Below are 23,400 nucleotides of genomic sequence, written 5' to 3' on the forward strand. Positions count from 1 at the left end.
GTTACAACCTCGCTCTGTCACGCAGGGCGGTCAGCAGCAGCAGGGTCGAGGTGGCCCCGGCATCCTGATGGCCGATGCTGCGCTCGCCAAGATAGCTGGCGCGCCCCTTGCGGGCCTGCATCTGGATGGTGGCCTCGGTACCGGCTGCGGCAGCTGCCACCGCCTTGTCCAGCGCCTCGTTGAGGGGCAGCTCTTGCTGCTGCGCCTGTTGCAGGGCGGCCAGTGCTGGCCACCAGGCGTCACACATGGTCTTGTCGCCCGGCTCGGCACGGCCGCGGGAGACGATCCCCTCGACGCCATCGCTCAGCATTTTGCACAGCTGACTGAGGCTGAGGCTCTGGCAGGCATCGCTGCTGGCCGCCGCCCGGATAAAGAAGGTGCCGTAGAGCGGGCCGCTGGCACCGCCGACCGAGGAGAGCAGGGTCATGCCGGTGGTTTTCAGTACCTGCCCGATATCCTTGTCCGCTACTGCCGGCAGCTTCTCGGCCACCTTGGCGAAGCCGCGCTGCATGTTGAGGCCATGGTCGCCGTCGCCGATATCGGTATCCAGCGCGGTGAGGTAGTCACGCTGCTCGGTAAAGATGTGTTCGCAGTCGAGCAACCAGTTGACGATTTGGTGTTTGCTTAGCATGGCTATCGGCACTCCTTAGCAGCCGCGACGCAGGGCGGGGGTGTGAACGGGGGCATCCCACAGGGTCATCAACTCATCATCCACCTTGAGCAGGGTGATGGAGATGCCGGTCATGTCGAGGGAGGTGCAGTAGGGGCCGATCAGGTTGCGCACCAGATGGATGCCCGCCTCTTCGCACAGGGTAGCGAGGCGACCATAGACGCCATAGAGCTCGGAGATGGGGGTGCCACCGAGGCTGTTGACCAGTGCGATGACTCGATCGCCTTTGTTGAGCGGTTCGATAAAGGTGTGCTCCTCCTGCCAACTACCGCTGGTGCGATCCCAGTGGCGCAGGGTGCGGCCATAGGGGGTGTTGTCAGCAAGCTCGCTGAACATGTCGTCCACCAGGGTATTGAGGTCGGTGAAGGGGCGACGCTCGATGCCCGGCTCGCCGTGGATACCGACGCCGAACTCCAGCTCGTTGTCCGCCAGAGTGAAGGAGGGCTTGCCAGCGGCCGGCACGGTGCAGGCATGCATAGCCACGCCTATGGTGCGGCTCTGGTTGTTGATGCGACGGGCCAGCGCCTCGCAACGCGCCAGATCGTAGCCCGCCTCGGCGGCGGCACCGACCAGCTTCTCGCACAGCACGGTCGTGGCAACGCCACGGCGACCTGCGGTGTAGAGGCTGTCTTTGACCGCCACGTCGTCATCGATCAGGGCGAAGCCCACCTTGACGCCGTCGCCGTGCAACAGCTCGACCGCGGTCTCGAAGTTGAGTACGTCGCCGGTGTAGTTCTTCACCAGAAACAGCACGCCCGCGCCGCCATCAACGGCCTGACCGCACTCGTACATCTGATCCGGGGTCGGAGAAGTAAAAATCTCGCCAGGACAGGCGCCATCCAGCATCCCCTTGCCCACCAGACCACCGTGCATCGGCTCGTGGCCGCTGCCACCGCCGGAGACCAGCGCCACCTTGCCCATCACGGGGGAGTCGGCGCGGGTGATGTAGTGGGGTTCGATACGTACCTTGAGCTCGGGGTGGGCGGCGGCCATCCCCATCAGTTGTTCACGGACCACGGCATCGACGGCATTGATCAGTTTCTTCATGGCTCACTCCTTGGCTTGCCACCGCACGGGTGGGCAAATGGTTGATGCAGCCAGTCTAACGACAGAAAAAGTGATAAAAATGACGGGCGATTTGGTTCGGATTTGAAACAGCAGACGGGGTATAGGCGTTTCAATCTGAAACGACGCAGGGCAAGCGGGCGGGAAACTGTTAGCTGACTCACAGCCATGAAAAAGGGCCCCGCAGGGCCCTTCGCTATAACCGGAATATGTAGACGGGTTAGATGGCCCAGCCACCGGCGTAGAAGACCACCAGCGCCACGGCGATGATAACGGTGCCGACGTTCAGCTTCTTCCACTCGGCAGCGAACAGGCGACCGATGACCAGCGCTACGAAGCCCAGCATGATGCCGGTCACGATGTTGCAGGTGAGCACGATAAAGACGGCGCACAGCATGCCGGAGAGCGCATCGACCGAGTCGCTGAAGTCCAGCTTGGTGACGTTGCCCAGCATCAGCAGACCGACATACATCAGTGCCGGTGCGGTGGCGTAAGCCGGTACCAGATAGCTCAACGGGGAGAGGAAGATCATCAGCAGGAACAGCACACCGACCAGAGCGGCGGTCAGACCGGTCTTGCCGCCAGCTGCGGTGCCTGCGGCAGACTCGATGTAGACGGCAGCCGGAGCACCACCGACGGCGCCTGCCACCATGCTGCTGACGGAGTCGGCAGTCAGGGCCTTGCCGCCGCTGATGATGTGGCCACGTTCGTTGATAAGGCCAGCCTGACCGGCCACGGCACGGATGGTACCGGTGGCGTCAAACACGGCGGTCATCACCAGCGCCAGTACGGTCGGAATCACCACCGGATTGAGGGCGCCCAGCAGATCCATGCTGCCTACCAGCGAGCCCTTCTCGCCAGTCAGGCTCGGCATGGCGAAGAAGCCCTGCCAGGTCACTTTCGGGTCGAAGATAAGGCCGAGGATGGAGATAGCGATGATCACCATCAGGATGCCGCCCGGCACCTTGCGACGCTCCAGACCGAAGATGGCAGCCAGACCCAGCACCGTCATGATGACCGGGAAGGCAGTCACTTCACCGAGTTGTACCGGCAGACCGGCCCCTTCGTTCTTGATCACCATGCCGACGCCGTTGGTGGCGATCAGCAGCAGGAACAGACCGATACCGATACCGGTACCGTGAGCGATGCCGGAGGGGAGGTTGTCCAGGATCCACTGGCGCACGCCGGTGACGCTGATCAGGGTGAACAGCACCCCCATCAGGAAGATGGCGCCGAGGGCGACCGGAATGCTCAGCCCCTGACCCAGTACCAGACTGAACGCGGTAAAGGCGGTGAGGGAGATGGCGCAACCGATGGCCATCGGCAGCTTGGCCCACAGACCCATCAGCAGGGAGCCGAAGGCGGCGATCAAACAGGTGGCCACAAACACCGGGCCCTGCTCAAAGCCGGCAGCACCCAGCATGTTCGGCACCACTATGATGCTGTAGACCATCGCCAGGAAGGTAGTCAGCCCCGCGACCAGCTCCTGACGCACGCTGCTGCCGCGCGCAGAAATGGAAAAATAAGAGTCCAGAAAGCCGCCAGTCCCTGTTTGGGCGGCCATATCTTGCTTTGCCATAACTAATCCTGAAAGTGTGAAGGAAATCGTTTGCGTTGGTGGCGCGCAAAATAGCAAGAATCTGTGACAAAAGCAGCGGATAACTGGAATTTTTCCTCAAGATCTCTGCATGAGAAGCCATTCGAAGCTTGTTTGGAGACTCAATTGATAAGAGACAGCGAAAAACAGCTCGGAGCTGGTGAGGGACGGGGAGGGGATGGCGGTGAGCAGATAGCAAAAAACCCGCCTTGGCGGGTTTTTTCATTCAGACCGGACAGCTGCCCGGGCGTGAATTACAGAGCTACTACGTTGGCAGCAGCCGGGCCTTTCTGGCCTTGCTCGATGGTGAACTCAACGCGCTGACCTTCGTCCAGGGTTTTGAAACCCGGGGTCTGGATGGCGGAGAAGTGAACGAACACATCTTTGCTGCCATCAACCGGGGAGATGAAACCAAAACCTTTCTCGGAGTTGAAGAACTTAACGGTACCAGTCACTTTAGACATAATAATTTCTCTTAAATTTAGTGTTAGAAATGCCATCAAATGGCAAATTTGATTTTTCGTCAGCAATACGTATGGGAAGCACTAAAGAAGGAGAATTATTCGTCAAGCATCATCGAAATAATACTTGCACTAATCACTGCTTTACTAAAATGACTGCCTAACATAATCAGGACTGAACTGCCGAACTATCGCTGACGATTAGAACACGCACTCTTTTTTAAAGCAAATGTTATCTCGTTCTTAACGTTTTATCGTGAATTTAACCTGATGCAGTAAAAAACAAACGTGATGTATATCAATCGGATAGGCGCATGCTTTGCGCTTTTTTCATGAAGAAATAATTTTCCCGGGATGGTGTGGCAAGCAAAGTAACGGCGTAAAACGACGGTTCCTGGCGGGATCAAAAATAACATCCCCGTTTGGGGATTATCAGTCTCTTGCGAGACACAAAAAAACGCCTCGCACAGGGCGAGGCGGCTCTTGCATCAGAATCCGGATTGCTCAGCGTTTGCTGCGAAATTTGTTGCTGACCGAATCTATCCAGCTGAACGTTTCCGGCAATGCCTGATTCTTGGCGCGTTCTTTGGCTTTCTCGCGGGCCAGCTTGGAGGCTGCCTTGGCCGCTTCGGCGCGGTCGGCCACAATCTTCAGGCGACCCTCTTCACGGATCTTGTTCCGCTCGCCATTGGTCAGCTGGTGATCGGCATTGGCTTGCGCCTTTTGCAGCATCAGGGCTATCTCGGCTTTTTCAGCCTCGGTCAGATCTTTCATTTCCAGCTTTTTCATGGTGCGCTCCTGCGGCAGGGTGTCAGCCACCCTAACACAGTTGTCATATCGCGCCCCCATGCAATCGCCGTTATGCCGAACAAAGACTTGATTGTGTGACTTAGCCGGATATTCGCGACCTTTTCCTGTCCGTTTGCCACATTTCAGCTGAGAGTGAGCTGCGCTTCTGTCAGTGCCTCATCCGGTTCGACATGGATCAGCACGATGGCGTGGGGCAGCTCTGCCATGATGGCGTGCTCGATCCGGTCGCAGATATCGTGGGCTTCGCTGATGCTCATCTCGGGCGGCAGGGTGAGGTGAAAGTCGATATGACGGCGGCGGCCAGCACGGCGACTGCGCAGGTCGTGGAAGCCGCTGGCGCTCGGACAGCATTCGGTGATGATGCGGCTGGTCATAGCCAGCTCTTCCGGGCTCATGCTCTCGTCGATCAGGGGCTGGAAGGCCTCATTGAGCATGCTGATCGCCTCTTTGACGATAAACAGGGCAACCCCGATGGCGACCAGCGGGTCGAGTATGGCGAGAGAGTGGCCAAACAGACCGGCCAGCCAGATCCCGCCAAGGCCGACCGCAACACCGGCAGAGGTGAGCACATCCGCCTTGAGATGCAGAGCGTCAGCCGCCAGTGCAACCGATTCCTCTTCCCGGGCCACCTTGTAGAGGTAGGCCGAGACGCCGCTGTTGACCAGCGCAGAGATCACCATGACCAGCACACCCCAGCCGATGCTCTCGATGGCGGTTGGTTGCAGGATTTTGTCGACCGCCTCGAAGATGATCCAGCCCGCGGCGAGCAGTATCAACAGTGCTTCGATGACGCCGGAGACGTTCTCTATCTTGTCGTGACCATAGGGGTGGCGATCATCGGGAGGCAGATCGGACTTTTTCACGGCGAAAAGGGCGATCAGGGCGGCCACCAGATCCATGGCGGAGTGGATGGCCTCCGAGATAATACTGACCGAGCCGCTGGCAAATCCGGCTACCAGTTTCATAGTGATCAGGCTGATATTGGAACAGACCGATACCATGGCTGCTCTGGTTTTTCTGCTCATGAGACTATTTCCTGAATAAATAGCTGACTTTCCGATGTGGCCGGCCATTATATAGAGTTGTTCGGAAATAACCTATTCAGGGTTGTAACTTCATGTTTCCGTTGATATTGAGAATGCTTATTAAAATTGTGGCGCTTAAATGGATTGAATATTTATAAGCAGTTCCTTCTCTGCCGGATTTTATTATTCGTCCATTTTTCATGAGGTTGTTCTGAGAATATCAGTGGAACAACATTTAATAATGCGAATAACTCTTTTTTGGTCTTTCATGCCGGCCCTATTCCCTTGTCTGGAACAGGGGATTTATGAGACGGAGAATGAGGCTGGATCCGGACGCATATGGGGGGTATGCTGGGTCTGGTGATGGTCAGATGCCATCGCATATAGCGTACTGAAGTTGATGATTCGGATGACATGCTGGCTCCCTTGAGGAACCAACTGTCTGGGTAACATTTTTGGAGTTTGATGATGAGTAACAAAGAACATCACAACGGCAAAGATGCCAAGAAAAAACCGCAGATGTCACTGAAAGAGAAACGCGAAGCCAAACGTCAGAAAGCAGAACTGAAAAACGGCAGCGCAATGAAGTAACGCTCCCTTACTGCTGTTCCTTAGGAGCCAGTACAAAGCCAGCCTGTGATGGGCTGGCTTTTATGTTTCCGGCCCGCAGACAATGTCGCGATTATTCCCCCCGAAACAGCAATCTTTTGGTATCCATCCCTGACGGGAAATAAATCGGTTTTCTCCAGAACAGTGACAGCTGCGAGCTGGATATAAAAAAGCCCTGATTAATCAGGGCTTTTTTGATCTTGTGACGGCTTAGAACGGGATGTCGTCGTCGAAATCCATCGGCGGCTCGTTGTAGACCGGCGGGGCAGACTGGGGCTGTTGGGGCGGACGGCCGTAGCCACCCTGCTGCTGCATGTTTTGCTGCGGGGCGGCGGCCGGACGCTGCTGGTTCATCGGCTGCTGCATGGCTTGCTGCGGTTGACCCCAGCCACCTTGTTGCTGGCCACCCATGTTCTGGCCCATGCCCTGACCGCCTTGCGGACGGCCACCCAGCATCTGCATGACGCCAGTAAAGCTGTCGACCAGCACTTCAGTGGTGTAGCGCTCCTGACCACTCTGATCCTGCCACTTGCGAGTCTGCAGTTTGCCTTCGACATAGACCTGGGAGCCTTTCTTCAGGTATTCGCCAGCCACTTCGGCCAGTTTGCCCATGAAGACGACGCGGTGCCACTCGGTGCGCTCTTTCTGCTCACCGGTCTGTTTGTCGCGCCAGGTTTCAGAGGTGGCCAGAGTAATGTTGGTCACAGCACCGCCACTCGGCATGTAGCGTACTTCCGGGTCTTGCCCGAGGTTACCGATCAGAATGACTTTATTGATGCCTCGACTGGCCATAATCTCTCTTCCACCTTTATATTCCGGTCAGGCAAGGCCTGGACCCACTAAATAAGTTACCGCGCTTTTTTCATGACCATGTCGTTATCATATTGAACAGCATGGTTTTTCTATAACCGTTGCAGCAATCAGAGTACTCGTTTCGCGTGTTCTGATTCAGGTTTAGCCCCCAATAGTAACAGTTGATCACTCTGCGGGCGAGCGCTTGCTGGTGTGGATTGTGGGCAAACTCGCCGCCTTGGTCAGGGTGTGACGAAGGGGCTATCCATCGTAAAAAAGGATAACTGCGATAGATAATGCCTGTCTATTCATCCAGTAGTCTCTATGCCATACTGACTCGCTCAGGTTTCTGTATCGAGCGTGCAACAAGATGGAAAAGATCGTGGTCCGGGGTGCTCGCACCCACAACCTCAAGAACATCAATCTGACCCTGCCCCGCGACAAGCTGATCGTGGTCACCGGCCTCTCCGGTTCGGGCAAATCCTCTCTGGCGTTCGATACCCTCTATGCCGAGGGGCAGCGCCGCTATGTGGAGTCCCTCTCCGCCTATGCCCGCCAGTTCCTCTCCCTGATGGAGAAGCCGGACGTCGACCATATCGAGGGGCTCTCGCCCGCTATCTCCATCGAGCAGAAGTCCACTTCCCACAACCCGCGCTCGACCGTCGGTACCATCACCGAAATCTACGACTACCTGCGTCTGCTGTTTGCCCGGGTCGGTGAGCCGCGTTGCCCGACCCACGCCATTCCGCTCGCCGCCCAGACCATCAGCCAGATGGTGGATCAGGTGCTGGCCCAGCCTGAGGGGAGCAAGCTGATGCTGCTGGCCCCAGTGGTGCGCGATCGCAAGGGGGAACACACCAAGCTGCTGGAGAATCTGGCGGCTCAGGGCTACATCCGTGCCCGCATCGATGGCGAGGTGTGCGATCTATCGGATCCTCCGACTCTGGAGTTGCACAAGAAGCACACCATCGAGGTGGTGGTGGACCGCTTCAAGGTGCGCGATGACCTTGCCTTGCGTTTGGCCGAGTCGTTCGAGACGGCGCTGACCCTCTCCGGTGGCATCGTACTGGTAGTGCCGATGGACGGCGAGGAGGGGGTTGCCCCCATGACCTTTTCCGCCAACTTCGCCTGCCCGGAGTGCGGTTACTCCATGTCGGAGCTGGAGCCGCGCATCTTCTCTTTCAACAATCCGGCCGGCGCTTGCCCAACTTGTGACGGCCTCGGGGCGCAGCAATATTTCGATCCGGCCAAGGTGATCGGCGATCCGGCCATCAGTTTGGCCAACGGCGCCATCCGTGGCTGGGACAAGCGCAGCTTCTACTACTTCCAGATGCTCAAATCCCTCTCCGAGCACTACAAGTTCGATCTGGAGACGCCGTGGGAGGATCTGCCGCCGAAGACCCAAGAGGTGATCCTGCGCGGCTCCGGTCGCACCGAGATCGAGTTTCGCTACATGAACGATCGCGGTGACGTGGTGGTGCGCAAGCACCCGTTCGAGGGGATCCTGCACAACATGGAGCGGCGCTACCGGGAAACCGAGTCCAACTCGGTGCGCGAAGAGCTCTCCAAATACATCGCCAACAAATCCTGTACCAGCTGCGGTGGCAGCCGGCTGCGGGAGGAGGCGCGCCACGTCTTCGTCGACAACCGCAACCTGCCGGCCATCGCCGAGCAGTCCATCGGTGATGCGCTGGCCTTCTTCGAAGGGTTGAATCTGACCGGCCAGCGCGCCCAGATCGCCGAGAAGATCCTGAAAGAGATCGTCGAGCGGCTTGGCTTCCTGGTGAACGTGGGCCTCAACTACCTGAGCCTGTCGCGCAGTGCCGAGACTCTCTCAGGCGGCGAAGCGCAGCGCATTCGACTGGCTAGCCAGATTGGTGCCGGTCTGGTGGGGGTGATGTACGTGCTGGATGAGCCCTCCATCGGCCTGCACCAGCGCGACAACGAGCGGCTACTCAAGACCCTCACTCACCTGCGCGATCTCGGCAACACGGTGATCGTGGTGGAGCACGACGAGGACGCCATCCGCCTCGCCGACCATGTGCTCGACATCGGCCCGGGAGCCGGGGTGCACGGCGGGGCCATCGTCGCGCAGGGCACGCCGGAGGAGATCATCAATAATCCCGAGTCGCTGACCGGTGACTATCTCTCCGGCCGCAAGCAGATCGCCATCCCGGCCGAGCGCACTCCGCTTACCGGCAAGTGGCTGAAACTCAAGGGGGCGAGCGGCAACAACCTGCGCAACGTCAACCTGGATCTGCCGATCGGGGTGATGACCTGCGTTACCGGCGTCTCCGGCTCCGGCAAGTCGACCCTGATCAACGACACCCTGTTCCGCATCGCTCACCGCGAGCTCAACAAGGCCACCGAATCCACGCCGGCGCCTTATCGCAGCGTGGAGGGGCTGGAGCATCTGGACAAGGTGGTGGATATCGACCAGAGCCCCATCGGCCGTACCCCGCGTTCCAACCCGGCCACCTACACCGGCCTGTTCACCCCGATCCGCGAGTTGCTCTCCGGCACCCAGGAAGCGCGCTCGCGCGGCTACCAGCCGGGCCGCTTCTCCTTCAACGTGAAAGGGGGCCGCTGCGAGGCATGCCAGGGGGATGGAGTCATCAAGGTAGAGATGCACTTCCTGCCGGATGTCTATGTGCCGTGCGACGTCTGCAAGGGCAAGCGTTACAACCGCGAGACGCTGGAGGTGAAGTACAAGGGCAAAAACATCCACGAAATCCTAGAGATGACGGTGGAAGATGCCCGCGAGTTCTTCGATCCGGTGCCGGCGGTGGCGCGCAAGCTGCAGACCCTGATGGATGTGGGCCTCTCCTATATCCGCCTTGGCCAGTCTGCCACCACCCTGTCGGGCGGCGAGGCGCAGCGGGTCAAGCTGGCGCGCGAGCTCTCCAAGCGGGATACCGGTCAGACCCTCTATATTCTGGACGAGCCGACCACCGGCCTGCACTTCCACGACATCCAGCAGCTGCTCAAGGTGCTGCACCAGTTGCGGGATCGCGGCAACACCATCGTCATCATCGAGCACAATCTGGATGTCATCAAAACTGCCGACTGGATCGTCGATCTGGGTCCGGAGGGGGGCGCCGGTGGCGGCCGTATTCTGGTGACGGGGACCCCGGAGGAGATATGCGCCAATAAAGAGTCTCATACAGCACGCTTTTTACGGCCCCTGCTGGAGAGATAAACCGTTATAATCGTGGGGCCTTGGGCCCCTTTTTTATGATGAAAATCGGGAGCGTGGAGGTTTTGGGCGGTGCGTGGCATCGCAGCATCACTGCAATGGATATGTCGGTTTATGGCTCAGGCTTCGCGTACCATCGATCATCAGTTGGCTTACTCCATGTTTCCTGTCTGGCTGGGCGCCATCTTGTTGCTGCTGATCGTGGTGGCCTGGGCTCAGGTGCCAGCCGCCAATCGTATCGAAGACCAGCGGATGAGGGAGCATTTACTCCGGGTCAGTCGGGTGGTGCAGGCCGATCTGACCTCGCTGAATGCCTTGAGTCGTGACTGGGGGATTTGGGATGATAGCTACCGCTTTATGGCCAGCAAGAAGCGCGCTTACATTGAATCCAATCTGCTTAATGACATGACGATGCAGGACTTCAGCCTCAATCTGATGAGCTTTATGGATCTCAATGGTTATGAGGTCTGGACCCGCACCCTGCTGCCCGATGCCCCCGGTGTCAATCCGGGTCAGTTTCCCTACTTTCTTGACGAGTTGAAAAGAGAGCTGAGAGAGCAGTCATTGGCGCTGGGCGGAGGCAATCTGCATGGGATCCGCTCTTCCCAGTGGGGGCCTCTGATGTATGCCTGGCAGCCCATTCGGGATAGCAAGGGGGCATCCACGTTCAACGGCTTTTTGCTGCTCTTGCGTTGGCTCGACAAGAGCTATCTTGGTGAGGTTTCGGATCGCACCGCTCTGCCGCTGGCCATTACCCATATCAATACGGATCTCTCCGCTTCGTTTACGCCGCTGGGGCCGCAAATGACCTATCGCCTGACCAATCTTGGTCTGGCGCGTCTTCGGGGAGAGGTTCGCCTGTTGAACAGTGAGCGTCACCCTGTGCTGACTCTACAAATAGAAGAGGAGCGGACGGTTTTGAGCGGTGTACTTGAGGGGGCTCTCTGGACCTTCGTTGGCATGCTGGTTATCAGCTTCATCTGCGTCACCATCGCCATGTCCCGCTTGAAGGCTATCGTACTGACTCCCCTGCAGCAGCTGGTTGCGGCGTTGCAGCGCTTTGGCGATAAACCGGATGCAGGCTTGATCCCGGAGATCAACAGCAGTGTCGAGATGGCCATGCTGAGCGGCAAGTTTCGAGAAATGGCCTGCAAGGTGAGTGAACAGCATGATCAGCTGCTGGCGAGATCGAACCGGATGGAAGCGGCCGCTTTCACCGATCCGTTGACCCGCTGTTTTAACCGACGTTATCTGGATGAGTGGTTGCGAGCCCATGTTGCGACCCCTTGCCTGTTGCTACTGCTCGATCTCGATCACTTCAAACGGATCAACGACGAGCTGGGGCACGATATTGGTGATCTGGTGCTGAGTCAGCTGGCCGAGTTGCTGCGCAAACTGGTAACTGGCGAGAGTGAGCCTCTTATCAGGTTGGGAGGAGAGGAGTTTCTGCTGCTGTTACAGATAGAAGATGAACAAGAGGTGGCCCTGCGCGTGGAATACATCAGCCAGCGCATTGCTCAGCACCGTTTTGGCCGTGAGGATCTGCCACTGTGGTTGACGGTTTCCGCGGGATATTGCAGTTACCCGCTGCATAACGGGATGCAGGATTCATTTTGGAGCCATAGCTTCAAGCTGGCTGATATGGCGCTTTATCAGGCGAAACAGGGGGGCCGCAACCAGTGGCGAGGTTATTCGGGGAGAGTGCCTGATGGTGCTGTTGGTCAATCTGCTGAACAGCTCGCGCATAGCTTGCTGTTAATCGAGCGGATGTCAAAGAGTCGCGGTTAACCCTGACGCACGAGCACTAGGTAGGCTATCGCGAACATGAAACCGAACAGGATAAAGAGAAAGGAACCTATTCCCCAGATGGCAGCAAGTATGGCTCCCACCTTTTGCCACCGAGACTGATTCTTCATAAATAAACCATTACTTCCTGATAACTTGTGCGCCGCAAAAATACGCTTTTTTACAGTGATTAACAACAAGGCGCCGAGGGGAATTGCCCAGATAAGGCGCAATTGAATTGCATCTTAAGCAAGGCGGTATTGTTATCCAGGCGACGCTATCGAGGATTTTGGCTTTCCGAGAGGGGGATGAAACGAACCGCAAAGATGTCAGCGCAATCAATTTATTTCTGTGCAACCTTTGCTCCAAGTCAATAACTTTGCATTTACAAGGATCTATAGTCAGCAGGCTTACAGCATCAAATGAAAACAAAAAAAGGGATTACGTGATGAAAAAATTACTTCCTCTGATGATTGCCGCTGCAGTGACCTCTCCTTTCGCCATGGCCCACCAAGCTGGCGACATTCTGGTTCGTGGCGGTGCTGCCATTGTTTCCCCCCAAGGGAGCAGTGACAACGTACTGGGTACCGGTGAATTTGAAATCAATAACAATACTCAGCTGGGTTTGACTCTTGGTTACATGATTACCGATAACTGGGGTGTCGAATTGCTTGCTGCAACGCCTTTTTCTCATAAGGTAAGCACTGCTGGCTTGGGTGAAATTGCCAAAGTTAAGCATCTGCCGCCAACCCTGATGGGTCAATACTACTTCGGTGATGCCAAGAGCAAGGTTCGCCCTTATGTTGGTGTCGGTATCAACTACACCACCTTCTTTGACGAGAAGGGCGTTGGCAAACTGGATGGCGCCAATATCAGTCTTGATGACTCATGGGGATTGGCGGGGCAGGTTGGTATCGATATGGCTGTGACCGACCGCTGGTTTGTGAACGGTTCTGCCTGGATTATGGACATTGACACTGATGTCAAAGTCGATGGCGTTGGCACTTTTAAAACACATATTGACCCGATGGTCTTTATGCTGGGTGTTGGTTACCGCTTCTGATGATTTGATTCTGACGGCCCTTTGCTCTGGGGCCGTAGAAAATAGCAATGTACGTCTCTTTCAGCCCGGCTTGTGCCGGGCTTTTTTGTCCCCACAATTGCCACTGATTGTGATCCAGTCCCATACAAATCAATTAAATACCCAAGCCCGGTTTCAGTAATTAGCCACCCCCGCCGATAGTGACTATGTTCACTTTACCTTTCCCCAATGAGTGAGGATGTCTCCATGGGTTTATCTATTGTGCAGCGGATCATCGCAGGATTCGTGTTGATGCTGCTGTTGCTGATCCTGCTTGGCGTGATCAGTACTTTCAAAATCAAAGGGATCAACGAGGGTCTATCGGCTGTCTCCGATCGGGCAACGCCACTGGTTGTCGCCGTCGCGGGTCTCAAGGGGGCGTTGCAGGATAGCAACCGTTGGGTGCTGATCTACCGTACCAGCGAAGAGGGGGGTCAGCTGCCACAGCTGGCCAGCCAGTTCAAAGAGCAGCAGAACCGTTTTGCCCAGCTCAGTCAGGAAATGGGCAAATTTACCGACGTGGCGGATGCCCGAGCCCGTTTTCAGCAGGTCGAAAATGCAACTCGCCAGTTCTACTCGCTGGCGGATCAGGTGCTGGCTCAGCATGGTCAATGGGTGAGTGCGCTGGATCAGCGCCGCAAGCTGGAGATGGCGTTTATCCGCCTCGAAGATACCTACCAGTGGGCCGCCGACTTGCTGCTGCAACAGACGGCAAGCAAACGCTCCATGCGCAACAAGGCTGAGCTGATTACCTCTGGTATTGCCCGTGATTTGAAGAACATTCGCCGTGCCGATGCCAAGACCGACCTGAACGAGTTGGAGAAAGTACTGAGCAAGGATATCGAGATGGCCCGCAAGCGGCTGGATCGGGTGTTGGTACCTGATGATGTGAAAGCCCGTTTTGTTGCCAATCTGGATCGGATGCAGGAGCTGGCACTTGGTCCGCAGGGCCTGCTGGCCACCATGCGTCAGGCCCAGCAGCTGGAGTTGTCATTGGCAAGCCAGAACCAGCAGCTCGATGCCAGCTTGATCAACAGCCTGAACCTGCTCGATGAGATGGGTAAATCCGCGAGCGCAATTGCCAGTGAAAGCCGGGTCAATGCCGATGCGGCGGTCACCAGCGCCAGTTTCTGGATCCTGGTGGTAGCAGCCATATCTGCCGGTGCGGCACTGGTGATTGGTTATACCACTACCCGCAGCATTCAGCGGCCGTTGCAGATGATCGACAAGGAGCTGAGCTACATGGCGGCCGGTGATATGACCCGTCGCATCAACTATCGCAGCAGTTGCGAGTTTGGCAGTCTCTCCCGATCTATCGATACGCTGGCGGGCAAGACCGGGGAGCTGCTCTCCCAAATCAATGCGGGTTCCCGCCATCTGGTGGATGAGGCGAGCCGGGCGGCCGAGATTAGCGAACGCGCCATGTCGCGGGTGCAGGAGCAGAAGAGCCAGACCGATCAGGTCGCAGCAGCTATCACCGAACTTGAAGTGAGTGCGACCGAGGTTGCGCGTTCTACCGATGGTACCAAGCGCGAGGTGGATCTGGCGGATGAAGAGGCCCGCAGTGGCCGCCAGAAAGTGGCGACCACCCGCCGGATTACCGAACAACTGGCCGGTGCCATGGAGGAGGCCGTTGGCATCACCTACAAGCTGGGCGAGTTCAGCAACAATATCGGCAGCATTCTCGATGTGATCCGCAGCATTGCCGAACAGACCAACCTGCTGGCGCTGAACGCCGCCATCGAAGCTGCCCGAGCTGGCGATGCCGGTCGCGGCTTTGCGGTGGTAGCTGATGAAGTGCGGGCATTAGCCAATCGCACCCAGACGTCGACCGAGGAGATCCAGGCGATGATCGAGAACCTGCAGAGCTCCAGCAAGCACGTTGTCGAAGTAATGGGGCGCAGTCAGGAGCAGACCCAGAACTGTGTCGAGCAGACTCGCGAGATGGATAGTGCACTGCAATCCATCGCCGATCGGATGGGGGCCATCAAGTCGATGGCGGATCAGGTGGCGCACGCCGCTCAGGAGCAAATCTCGGTCAGCCAGGGGGTGGCTCGCCATATCTCGGGTATTGCCGAGGTGGCGTACGAGACGGAGCGCGAGGCGCGTGAGTCAGCCAGCAGCAGCGAAGTGCTGGCCGAACTGGTCGCCAAGCAGCAACAACTGATTGCACATTTCAAGGTCTAGGAGGGCTTATGTCTAAAAAGTGGATTGGAGCCCTGAGTCTCCTGTTGTGTGGCCAGTTGATGGCCAGTGAGTTGGTGATAGAGAGCTGGCGTACCGATGACAAGGCATTGTGGGAACAGAAGATCATTCCGGCATTCGAAGCGTCACATCCCGGTATCAAGGTAAGTTTTCACCCTGTTCAGAACGTCAACTACATGCCGACCCTGTGGGAGAATCTGAAAGGGGGTAAGGCCGGTGACCTCATCACCTGCCGCCCGTTCGATGATTCGCTGGCGCTGTTCAAGGCGGGTCATCTGGCCGAGCTGACCGAGATGGCCGGGATGGAAAACTTCCCGAGTTTTGCCCAGTCGCCCTGGCAGACTGACTCCGGTGCCCAGACCTTCTGCGTACCCATGGCCTCGGTGATCCATGGCTTCTTCTACAACAAGAAGATTTTCAGCGAGCTGGGACTGGCCGTGCCGCAAACTCGTGATGAGTTCTTTGCTGTGCTCGACAAGGTGAAGGCGGATGGCCGCTATGTGCCGCTTGCCATGAGTGGTTCCGAGAGCTGGGTTGCCTCCGAACTGGGTTTCCAGAACATCGGCCCCAACTACTGGAAGGGGGAGGATGGGCGTCTGGCGCTGATCGGTGGACAGGAGCGGCTCGACAATCTGCAATACGTGAAGGTGTTCGACGAGCTGGCCCGCTGGCACGACTATCTTGGCGAGGGAGCCGAGAGTCGCGATTATGCGACCAGCAACAAGCTGTTTACCTCCGGCAAGGCCGCTTTCTATGTGGCAGGCTCCTGGGAGATTGCACCTTTTACCGGCAAGGTTGATTTCGGTGTGATGCGTCCGCCAGTGGCGAAACAGGGTGACGGCTGCTTCTTTACCGATCACACCGACATCGGTATGGGGATGAATCCGGCCAGCAAGAACAAAGAGGGGGCAATGGCTTTCCTGCAGTGGCTGACAACCCCGCAGTTTGCCGAGCTCTATACCAACTCGCTGCCGGGATTTTTCTCCCTCTCCAACCACTTCTTTGATGTCACCAATCCGGCGGCAAGGGAGATGATGGGATGGCGCGATCAGTGTGACTCGACCATTCGCGTGGCTACCCAGATCCTCTCTCGTGGCACTCCCAAGTTGGGGGATGAGCTGGCGGAAGTGAGTCAGGCGGTGTTGCTTGGCAAGATGGAGCCCAAGGCTGCCGCAGAGCGGTTGGAGAATGGCCTCAAAGGGTGGTATGCCCCCCATCAGGGCAACAAGGCCAAGGGGCAGGATTGTCAGTGTGATGCTGTCGCACCGGCTGCGGCTGTTTCCGCGGCTCCTGCAACGACCGACACTCCTGCGGCACCGGCACCGGCACCGGCACCGGCACCGGCACCGGCACCTGTGGCATCGGTTGCTCCTGCTCAGCCAGCGTCGTCTGCTGCCGCGCCACAACCAGCATCTCCCCATGAGGTGGAGCAAGCGCTCTCCAAAGAGCTGGAGGCGCCTCAGCAATAGCGGGGTTTGTAAAAGGAACGGGAGGCATCAGCCTCCCGTTTTTGTTGCTGCTCTACCGAGGTTCATGGGGCCAGCGGCAAAGGCTGCCGATGCGGGCGACCGGAGTGAAACCCAGCGAGCGGTAGATCCGCTGTGCGTGGTAGTGCTCGTCGGCCACTATGATCAGCTGTTCGACGCGAGTGAGCCCGTGTTGAGCAACCTGGCTCAGCAGCTGGCGGCAGAGCCCCTGATTCCGCCATCTCCGGTGGGTTCTTACCAGCTGAAAGCGCCCCAACTTATCGGTAAAGAAGAGACCGCAGCTGGCAACCAGCTGATCATCCAGCCAGACCCCCCACCAGTTACCCAGGCCATCGGCAATCATTGCCTGATAGAGCTCGCTGCGGGAGTGAAGGTAGGAGAGATAACTCTCCTTTGAATGAGCTTCATCTCGCTCATGGAGCTCGAAGTCTATCCACTCCTGCCAGTCAGCAGGCTTGAATGCACGCACTTCGGCATGGGAAAGAGCGCTATCGGACATTTGCCAGCCATCCTTGTCGAGTGCCAGAACAACGCACTCCAGATACTGATATCCGGTAGTGACGAAGCCGGCGACCCGGCTGTTCTGCCCTTCGGCCAGTGGCCACTGGAAAGTTCGGTGCTGGATCCTGGGATCCTGGCCAATCAGCTGATCGAATGCGGCTTCCAGCCATCCTTTATCCCTGTCACTGGGGGGAGAGGCGAGCAGCAGATAGTTGCCAAAGTAGTAGTCGGGAGCATCCGGAGTGCGCACGGCCCAGAACTGCTCGTGCCGGGTGACCTCGCCCTGATAGCGATCAAACAGCAAGTCGGTGGCAAAGCCGGGGTGGGTATCCATGATGGTGCTCCTGCGAAGATTCAATCTTTTATCGGCAGGTGCAGGAAGAAGTAGATAAAAAGGGGCCGGAGAATTGATTCTCCGGCCAAACAATCACACGCAGATTCAGAACGTCCAGGACGATCCGTCGTCTATCATAACTCGCTCGGGATAATTTTGGGATGATGAGTTCCGCTTAGTCGTTGATTAATTTGTAACGATGAGTTTCATCTGACGGTGTTTGTGAAATGACAGTTGACTTTATATTGCTTTGCTCATAAATATAGAGACGTTTAGACGTCCAAACATCCGTTTTGGCGTGCGTAGATGGATTGCAGGACAGGGAGAAGAGCAGATGGGATTTCACAGTGCACGTCAGGTTGAAGCGCTCAACCAGAGTCTGGCAGATTTGAATGGCGATATATCGGTCAGTTTCGAGTTTTTCCCGCCCAACAGCGAAGGGATGGAAAACACGCTCTGGCAGTCCATTGAGCGACTGAAAGTGCTGGAACCCAAGTTTGTCTCCGTGACCTACGGCGCCAATTCCGGCACTCGGGATCGCACTCACAAGGTGATCAAGGATATCAAGGAGCGCACCGGCCTGATCGCGGCACCTCACCTGACCTGTATCGATGCCAGCCGCGACGAATTGCGTACCATTGCCCGCGACTACTGGAACAGCGGTATCCGCCATATTGTTGCGCTGCGTGGTGATCTGCCTCAGGGGCTGGAGAAGCCCGAGATGTATGCCACCGATCTGGTTGCCCTGCTCAAGGCTGAAGCTGACTTCGATATCTCGGTAGCGGCCTATCCGGAAGGTCACCCGGAGGCGAAGAGCGCCCAGTCGGATCTGCTCAACCTCAAGCGCAAGATCGATGCCGGTGCCAACCGAGCGATTACCCAGTTCTTCTTCGATGTGGAGACCTATCTGCGTTTTCGGGATCGTTGTGCCGCTATCGGTATTGATGCCGAAATCGTGCCGGGGATCCTGCCGGTCTCCAACTACCAGACCCTGGCCAAGTTTGCCGGCTTCACCAACGTGAAGATCCCGCGCTGGATGCATCAGCGTTTTGAAGGGCTGGAGAACGATCAGATGACTCGTAATCTGGTGGGGGCGAGTATCGCCATCGATCAGGTACGGGTGCTGAGTCAGGAAGGGGTCAAGGATTTCCACTTCTATACCCTGAACCGATCCGAATTAACCTATGCCATCTGCCACACCCTTGGGGTGCGACCGAAAGGTCAGCCGTAATCGGCAGAGGGATAAAAAGCCAATGAGTCGTTCATTGGCTTTTTTGTTATGGCGACCCGTCAGGGTCTGGTCGGAGCGATCTCTTTCGGCTCGAGATCGATTACCGCATTGCCTGCTGCTCCCGGATACTGGTGATAACTCTGGTCCTGCTCCAGGGTGTAGAAGGTATCCAGATAGTCATCGTCATTGGTCATCCAGGAGTCGGGTAGCGCCTTGACGATACGACCGCCCAGATCGAGGAAGGGGAGGCCCTCCGGCACTCCGCCAGCGGTAAAGCCGAGCTTGAGCGCCTCAATCAGCAGGTCGGCCAGCTCCTTGTAGTTGACGTTGTCATCCTGCTCCATCATCACGATATCAACCGCACCCCAGCGGTAGCGATCCCAGTAAACCAGGATCTGGTTGGGAGTGTAGTCGGTATTGTCATAGTCGAGGTAGGGCATATCGACGATATCGACCACGGGTTCATCCCGACTGGGGTTGACCCCGGCGACGACGGCATAAACCTCGGCAGCACCGAGCAGCCATGGCTCCTGATCATCTTTCAGTCTGATCTTTTTCAGGATGCTGGTTTTGAGCGGTGCAGTGCTGGCAGAAGCCTTGGGTTGGGGGGCTGCCTGCATATCGGCCGCGGCAAACGCCTTGCGCATCACCTGCAGACCGGCATTTTTGGCTTTCACCGGATCTGCTTCGACCACGAGCACGGGTCGGGCCGGTGCCTTGTCGACATCCAGATAGACCGGATTGCCAGCGCTGTCGAACGCTTCGATGGCACTCCAGCTCTTCTCATCACCGCTCGGGACATAAGCGACCAGCGGTTCAACCCCCTGTTGCAAGGCGGCAGCCTGTTCCGGGTTGGCCAGTCGCAGCTGCATCAACTGCTTCACTTCCCCGTCGAGCCCTTGTCGGGCGATCGCTGCCTGATTGGCATCGGTTGCTTGCCGTTTAAGGCGGGTGGGCGCTTTCTTCAACAACTCGGGCAGCGGGCTTTGGTACTGAGGATTGCTCACCAGAGGCAGCAAACTCTTCTGTTGTAGCGCGAGCTGGCGCGCCAGCTCCCGATCCGTATCGGCAGCCTGGACGCTCGTGGCGCCCAGTATGGCCAGCAATAACAAGACAGCCTGACTTTTCATTTTTATTCTCCGTTATATGAACCTGACAGGCGGCAAATTGGGAAGAAGATGCCGCCTGATGCCACTAGATTAAAATTAGTTTCAGTTGTGAACTATTTTGTACGGAGAGTGTGGAATGGTTCACGGTTTGTGATCCAATTGATTCCTTTGTCGATAAATTTGGATGCCATAGAGCCCCATGCCGATGAGCAGTCCCCAGCAGGCGGCAGCGATGCCGAGCAGGTTGATACCGGAAGCCGTGATGATGAAGGTCAGCAGGGCGGCCTCACGGGCATCATCGTGTTGCAATGCGGTGTGCAGGCTGCTGCCGATGGTGCCGAGTAGGGCCAACCCGGCGACACAGGTCACCAGTGTCGCTGGGAAGGCTGTGAACAGCGCCGCCACCGTGGCCCCGAAACAGCCGGTCAGCAGATAGAAGCAGCCAGCCCACACTGCCGCGGGCCAGCGCCGGTTGGCATCCGGATCTACCTCTTTCCCCATGCAGATGGCAGCGGTGATGGCCGCCAGGTTGAAGGCGTAACCGCCGAATGGAGCCAGCAGCAGACCGGTCAGGCCGGTCCAGGTGATGAGAGATGAGGTGGCGGGTTGATAGCCGTGGGCCCGTAAAATGGTAATGCCTGGCATGTTCTGGGAGGTCATGGTGACGATGAACAGTGGCAGAGCGATACCGAACAGGGCGCTAAGGGAAAACTCTGGCCAGGTCATGACCGGGCCGGCCAGTTGCCAGTGAATGGTGTCAAGCCGCAGTTCTCCTCTCAACAGGCAGATGAGGATGCCGACCGCCAGCACCAGTACCATGGTATAGCGTGGCCAGAGATGGCGGCCGAGCAGGAATGCCAGCAACAGGCTGCCGAGTAGCATGGGATCTGCCGGCGCGACTTTGAACAGATCCAGCCCGAATTTGAGCAATACCCCGGCGAGCATGGCCGCCGCCAGCTGTGCAGGAATATGACGCATTAGCCGATCGAACCAGCCGCTGATGCCGCACAGGGTGATCAGCATGGAAGAGATAATGAAGGCACCGATGGCCTCGGCCAGGGTGAAGTTGCCCAGGCTGGTGATGAGCAGGGCGGCCCCCGGGGTCGACCAGGCAGTCAAGACGGGAATGCGGTAATAGAGGGAGAGGCCGATGCAGCTGATGCCCATGCCGATACCCAGCGTCCATAACCAAGACGCGAGCTGGGCAGCATCGGCCCCCGCTGCCGTGGCTGCCTGAATGATCAGGATGACCGAACTGGTATAACCGACCATCACGGCGATGAAGCCTGCGACCAGATGGGGAAGGGCAAAGGGCATATAACGTCCTTGTGGGGTTGTGGCGGTTTGTGCGTTATTACGTACAATATTGCACCAGACTATATCGGTGTGCGCTATAGCGCACAAGGCAATTAATGCTGGCGCAATTAAAGAGGCAGTCATGCAAGAGGTGAATCAGCATCTGGCACAACGTCTGAAGGGTTTACGCAGTGAACTGGGCTGGAGCCTGGATGTAGCGGCGCGAGAGACTGGCGTCAGCAAGGCGATGCTGGGCCAGATTGAGCGAGGGGAATCGAGCCCGACGGTGGCCACTTTGTGGAAGATTGCCACCGGCTTTCGGGTCTCTTTCTCCAGCTTCATCGAGCCGACTCCGGCAGAGCAGGGGGAAGTGCTCTATCGCACCGCAGATGCGATTCGCCAGCAGCCGGCGGGAGAGGGCATGCAGGTCGCCCCTCTCTTCCCTTATGAGAGACGCTTTGGATTCGAACTGTTTGAGCTGACTCTGTTGCCCGGTTATCAGCGAGAATCAGAGCCCCATGAGCCCGGAGTGACCGAGCATGTCATCGTCATCAGCGGCCAGATGGAAGTGCTGGTGGATGGAGAGTGGCGTTCCTTGACACAGGGAGAGGCGGTGCGTTTTGCGGCTGATCGCCCTCATGGCTATCGCAATCAGGGGGTGGCCCCGGCTATCTTCCACAATCTGATCCACTATCCGGCCAGCAGGTCTTGAGCTGGTGGCTCAGCCAGGTCGCCCATCTGCACGAGGGCTGGTCAGTATGGGGGCATAGACCCAGACAAACAGACCATACGCCAGACTCCAGGCCAGGCCGCTCAGGTTCCAGCCGTGCAGGGTATAGGCAGGCCAGAATAGCGGGATCAGGACCCTGAGTAGGGCGGCCACGATCACCAGCGCGAACGCGTACTGGATCCTGCGCCCCACCTGCAAAGCCCGGCCACTGTGACCAAGGGAAACCCGGGCTATCATCCCCAGAATCATTGTCCCCATGCAGCCGGCACTGAGCTGGTGGCTGGCCAGCGACAGGCTTATGGGCAGGCCGGCAGCCAGAGCACCAAGGGAGAGCAGGCCGAGGGGAATAAACAGGTAGGCGAGGTGCAGCGACCACAAGAGGGGCTGGCCAAGAGTGGACGGCAGTCGCCAACGCAACTGGCGCCACAGATGCAAAACGGCAGCCACTATATATAGAGGGAACATATAGATGCTGGTGGTCCACTGTGTGGGTAGCAGCAGCCAGCTCACCAGGATGAGCCACAGCGTGGCAAGGGCTGCACGCTCCAGCCAGAGAATAGGAACAGCTTTTTCCATCCCGGTGGCTCTGGCGGTAAAGAAGGGGATGACTCGCCCTCCCATCACGGCGATGAGGTTCGTAAACAAGAGCACAGCGGTAATGAACAGATGTTCCATATCTACCCACTGTGCCTCCCATAGCCAGCTGGCACCGTTGAGCAGGGTCAGAACAACCAGCAGAGGTACAAAGAAGAGGTTGCGCCATTGTTTAGTTTGCACGATAGGTTTGGCCAGATACCAGGCGCAAAGCGGCAGCCAGAGCAGGTCTGCTGCCATCAAGAAGGTATTGTGTTCGCTCAGCCAGGGCAGCAAAGCTCTCGGCAATGCCCACAGCACCACGATCAGCACTAGCGGCCAGCTTCTAACCCCGGGGTGAGCGGTCCAGTTTTGCACTGCGGTCAGTAGAAATCCTGCAACAATCGCAGCTCCGAAGCCAAACAACATCTCGTGAGCATGCCACCAGATGGGATTGCCAATCCCCGGCAAGACGAACCAGCCATTGAGCTGCCCAAGCCAGCCCAGCATTACCAATGTTGAGAACAAGGCGCCGAGCAGGAAGAAAGGCCGAAACCCGAGGCGGAACAGAGGAACAATTTTCTCCTCTTTACGGCTATCCAGGATCTGATGCATGACGAAACCTTAATTGAACATTTGAAAAGCCAATTATAAATTGGCTTTTCAAATGTTCAATTAAAACCGATGTGTTGATAAGGGCAAGAAATGAGAGGGCAGTGATAAACCGTGGCAGGTAGCCTGATTTGGCTATTGAGGTGCCAGTAGTAAGCTGATTTCGCCGGTTTAATATGCCAATTGGTGGCTTTGTGAGCGAACGAACAGCGAAAGCCATCTTTTTGCAAT

Annotated in this window: 20 protein-coding genes; 8 read left to right on the forward strand and 12 right to left on the reverse strand. The window is 57.3% G+C overall.

The window, feature by feature from the left end; translation table 11 throughout:
• Window position 1: 1 nt before the first annotated feature.
• The 6 genes from dhaL to NOM67_RS18225 all read right to left on the reverse strand — a co-directional run bounded on the left by dhaL (window position 2) and on the right by NOM67_RS18225 (window position 5,628).
• Complete coding sequence (gene dhaL / locus NOM67_RS18200; protein ID WP_005341571.1) at window positions 2–631, reverse strand: dihydroxyacetone kinase subunit DhaL; 630 nt, start codon at window positions 629–631, stop codon at window positions 2–4.
• A 15-nt stretch (window positions 632–646) separates the two neighbouring features.
• A complete protein-coding gene (gene dhaK / locus NOM67_RS18205; protein ID WP_005340163.1) occupies window positions 647–1,717 on the reverse strand; it encodes a dihydroxyacetone kinase subunit DhaK in 1,071 nt (356 codons plus the stop codon).
• Window positions 1,718–1,955: 238 nt separating this feature from the next.
• Window positions 1,956–3,314 carry an NCS2 family permease gene (locus tag NOM67_RS18210; RefSeq protein WP_042032197.1) on the reverse strand — a complete coding sequence of 453 codons (1,359 nt, stop codon included), beginning with the start codon at window positions 3,312–3,314 and terminating at the stop codon, window positions 1,956–1,958.
• Window positions 3,315–3,586: 272 nt separating this feature from the next.
• The gene (locus NOM67_RS18215) at window positions 3,587–3,796 is read right to left on the reverse strand and encodes a cold-shock protein (protein WP_156854046.1); all 210 of its coding nucleotides are present in this window, start codon (window positions 3,794–3,796) and stop codon (window positions 3,587–3,589) included.
• Window positions 3,797–4,297: 501 nt separating this feature from the next.
• Window positions 4,298–4,582: a DUF3811 domain-containing protein gene (gene yjbD / locus NOM67_RS18220; protein WP_042032196.1), complete on the reverse strand. Its 285-nt coding sequence runs from the start codon at window positions 4,580–4,582 to the stop codon at window positions 4,298–4,300.
• A gap of 143 nt (window positions 4,583–4,725) precedes the next feature.
• Window positions 4,726–5,628 carry a cation diffusion facilitator family transporter gene (locus tag NOM67_RS18225; RefSeq protein ID WP_124243477.1) on the reverse strand — a complete coding sequence of 301 codons (903 nt, stop codon included), beginning with the start codon at window positions 5,626–5,628 and terminating at the stop codon, window positions 4,726–4,728.
• A gap of 468 nt (window positions 5,629–6,096) precedes the next feature.
• Here NOM67_RS18225 and NOM67_RS18230 point away from each other — a divergent pair, with 468 nt between their 5' ends.
• Window positions 6,097–6,219 (forward strand): hypothetical protein, encoded by a 123-nt coding sequence (locus NOM67_RS18230; RefSeq protein ID WP_005306071.1) that lies wholly within the window; start codon window positions 6,097–6,099, stop codon window positions 6,217–6,219.
• A gap of 228 nt (window positions 6,220–6,447) precedes the next feature.
• Here the strand turns inward: NOM67_RS18230 and NOM67_RS18235 are convergent, their stop codons facing one another.
• Window positions 6,448–7,029 (reverse strand): single-stranded DNA-binding protein, encoded by a 582-nt coding sequence (locus tag NOM67_RS18235; RefSeq protein ID WP_156854066.1) that lies wholly within the window; start codon window positions 7,027–7,029, stop codon window positions 6,448–6,450.
• Window positions 7,030–7,399: 370 nt separating this feature from the next.
• On the opposite strand from NOM67_RS18235, the gene uvrA reads away from it, so the two are divergent.
• The 5 genes from uvrA (at window position 7,400) to NOM67_RS18260 (ending at window position 16,765) form a co-directional block, all read left to right on the forward strand.
• Window positions 7,400–10,228 carry an excinuclease ABC subunit UvrA gene (gene uvrA, locus NOM67_RS18240; protein ID WP_255939037.1) on the forward strand — a complete coding sequence of 943 codons (2,829 nt, stop codon included), beginning with the start codon at window positions 7,400–7,402 and terminating at the stop codon, window positions 10,226–10,228.
• Between the two features lie 111 nt (window positions 10,229–10,339).
• Complete coding sequence (locus NOM67_RS18245; RefSeq protein WP_156854073.1) at window positions 10,340–12,013, forward strand: diguanylate cyclase domain-containing protein; 1,674 nt, start codon at window positions 10,340–10,342, stop codon at window positions 12,011–12,013.
• Window positions 12,014–12,458: 445 nt separating this feature from the next.
• Complete coding sequence (ompW, locus tag NOM67_RS18250) at window positions 12,459–13,073, forward strand: outer membrane protein OmpW (RefSeq protein ID WP_042032192.1); 615 nt, start codon at window positions 12,459–12,461, stop codon at window positions 13,071–13,073.
• Between the two features lie 225 nt (window positions 13,074–13,298).
• A complete protein-coding gene (locus tag NOM67_RS18255) occupies window positions 13,299–15,278 on the forward strand; it encodes a methyl-accepting chemotaxis protein (RefSeq protein WP_041209689.1) in 1,980 nt (659 codons plus the stop codon).
• Between the two features lie 8 nt (window positions 15,279–15,286).
• The gene (locus tag NOM67_RS18260; protein WP_255939045.1) at window positions 15,287–16,765 is read left to right on the forward strand and encodes an ABC transporter substrate-binding protein; all 1,479 of its coding nucleotides are present in this window, start codon (window positions 15,287–15,289) and stop codon (window positions 16,763–16,765) included.
• Between the two features lie 52 nt (window positions 16,766–16,817).
• Here the strand turns inward: NOM67_RS18260 and NOM67_RS18265 are convergent, their stop codons facing one another.
• Entirely contained in the window at window positions 16,818–17,618 is an 801-nt protein-coding gene (locus NOM67_RS18265) for a GNAT family N-acetyltransferase (RefSeq protein ID WP_041209691.1), read from the reverse strand.
• 334 nt (window positions 17,619–17,952) lie between these two features.
• Here NOM67_RS18265 and metF point away from each other — a divergent pair, with 334 nt between their 5' ends.
• Window positions 17,953–18,849, forward strand: coding sequence for a methylenetetrahydrofolate reductase (gene metF, locus NOM67_RS18270; RefSeq protein WP_005341548.1), 897 nt, complete (start codon window positions 17,953–17,955; stop codon window positions 18,847–18,849).
• A gap of 59 nt (window positions 18,850–18,908) precedes the next feature.
• On the opposite strand, the gene NOM67_RS18275 is transcribed toward metF, so the two are convergent.
• A complete protein-coding gene (locus NOM67_RS18275) occupies window positions 18,909–19,979 on the reverse strand; it encodes a DUF3103 family protein (RefSeq protein WP_156854077.1) in 1,071 nt (356 codons plus the stop codon).
• A gap of 120 nt (window positions 19,980–20,099) precedes the next feature.
• Window positions 20,100–21,275, reverse strand: coding sequence for a benzoate/H(+) symporter BenE family transporter (locus tag NOM67_RS18280; RefSeq protein ID WP_198505707.1), 1,176 nt, complete (start codon window positions 21,273–21,275; stop codon window positions 20,100–20,102).
• Window positions 21,276–21,396: 121 nt separating this feature from the next.
• On the opposite strand from NOM67_RS18280, the gene NOM67_RS18285 reads away from it, so the two are divergent.
• Window positions 21,397–21,966: a helix-turn-helix domain-containing protein gene (locus NOM67_RS18285; RefSeq protein ID WP_182927082.1), complete on the forward strand. Its 570-nt coding sequence runs from the start codon at window positions 21,397–21,399 to the stop codon at window positions 21,964–21,966.
• 9 nt (window positions 21,967–21,975) lie between these two features.
• Here the strand turns inward: NOM67_RS18285 and NOM67_RS18290 are convergent, their stop codons facing one another.
• Window positions 21,976–23,172, reverse strand: a complete 1,197-nt coding sequence (locus NOM67_RS18290) for an NnrS family protein (protein WP_156854083.1) — start codon at window positions 23,170–23,172, stop codon at window positions 21,976–21,978.
• Window positions 23,153–23,400, reverse strand: a 248-nt coding sequence (locus tag NOM67_RS18295; protein WP_255939063.1) for a hypothetical protein, incomplete at its 5' end; no start/stop codon positions are given. The genes NOM67_RS18295 and NOM67_RS18290, both read right to left, overlap by 20 nt.

This window comes from Aeromonas sp. SG16 (assembly GCF_024436135.1).
Lineage (GTDB): Bacteria > Pseudomonadota > Gammaproteobacteria > Enterobacterales > Aeromonadaceae > Aeromonas > Aeromonas jandaei.

Bases quoted from the DNA above. Each gene is read 5' to 3' on its own strand.
- NOM67_RS18225 (WP_124243477.1), bottom strand. From the start codon at position 5,628: ATGAGCAGAAAAACCAGAGCAGCCATGGTATCGGTCTGTTCCAATATC.
- ompW (WP_042032192.1), top strand. From the start codon at position 12,459: ATGAAAAAATTACTTCCTCTGATGATTGCCGCTGCAGTGACCTCTCCT.
- dhaK (WP_005340163.1), bottom strand. From the start codon at position 1,717: ATGAAGAAACTGATCAATGCCGTCGATGCCGTGGTCCGTGAACAACTG.
- NOM67_RS18210 (WP_042032197.1), bottom strand. From the start codon at position 3,314: ATGGCAAAGCAAGATATGGCCGCCCAAACAGGGACTGGCGGCTTTCTG.
- NOM67_RS18275 (WP_156854077.1), bottom strand. From the start codon at position 19,979: ATGAAAAGTCAGGCTGTCTTGTTATTGCTGGCCATACTGGGCGCCACG.
- dhaL (WP_005341571.1), bottom strand. From the start codon at position 631: ATGCTAAGCAAACACCAAATCGTCAACTGGTTGCTCGACTGCGAACAC.
- NOM67_RS18260 (WP_255939045.1), top strand. From the start codon at position 15,287: ATGTCTAAAAAGTGGATTGGAGCCCTGAGTCTCCTGTTGTGTGGCCAG.
- NOM67_RS18235 (WP_156854066.1), bottom strand. From the start codon at position 7,029: ATGGCCAGTCGAGGCATCAATAAAGTCATTCTGATCGGTAACCTCGGG.
- metF (WP_005341548.1), top strand. From the start codon at position 17,953: ATGGGATTTCACAGTGCACGTCAGGTTGAAGCGCTCAACCAGAGTCTG.
- uvrA (WP_255939037.1), top strand. From the start codon at position 7,400: ATGGAAAAGATCGTGGTCCGGGGTGCTCGCACCCACAACCTCAAGAAC.
- NOM67_RS18285 (WP_182927082.1), top strand. From the start codon at position 21,397: ATGCAAGAGGTGAATCAGCATCTGGCACAACGTCTGAAGGGTTTACGC.
- NOM67_RS18280 (WP_198505707.1), bottom strand. From the start codon at position 21,275: ATGCCCTTTGCCCTTCCCCATCTGGTCGCAGGCTTCATCGCCGTGATG.
- NOM67_RS18265 (WP_041209691.1), bottom strand. From the start codon at position 17,618: ATGGATACCCACCCCGGCTTTGCCACCGACTTGCTGTTTGATCGCTAT.
- NOM67_RS18245 (WP_156854073.1), top strand. From the start codon at position 10,340: ATGGCTCAGGCTTCGCGTACCATCGATCATCAGTTGGCTTACTCCATG.
- NOM67_RS18290 (WP_156854083.1), bottom strand. From the start codon at position 23,172: ATGCATCAGATCCTGGATAGCCGTAAAGAGGAGAAAATTGTTCCTCTG.
- NOM67_RS18255 (WP_041209689.1), top strand. From the start codon at position 13,299: ATGGGTTTATCTATTGTGCAGCGGATCATCGCAGGATTCGTGTTGATG.
- NOM67_RS18215 (WP_156854046.1), bottom strand. From the start codon at position 3,796: ATGTCTAAAGTGACTGGTACCGTTAAGTTCTTCAACTCCGAGAAAGGT.
- NOM67_RS18230 (WP_005306071.1), top strand. From the start codon at position 6,097: ATGAGTAACAAAGAACATCACAACGGCAAAGATGCCAAGAAAAAACCG.
- yjbD (WP_042032196.1), bottom strand. From the start codon at position 4,582: ATGAAAAAGCTGGAAATGAAAGATCTGACCGAGGCTGAAAAAGCCGAG.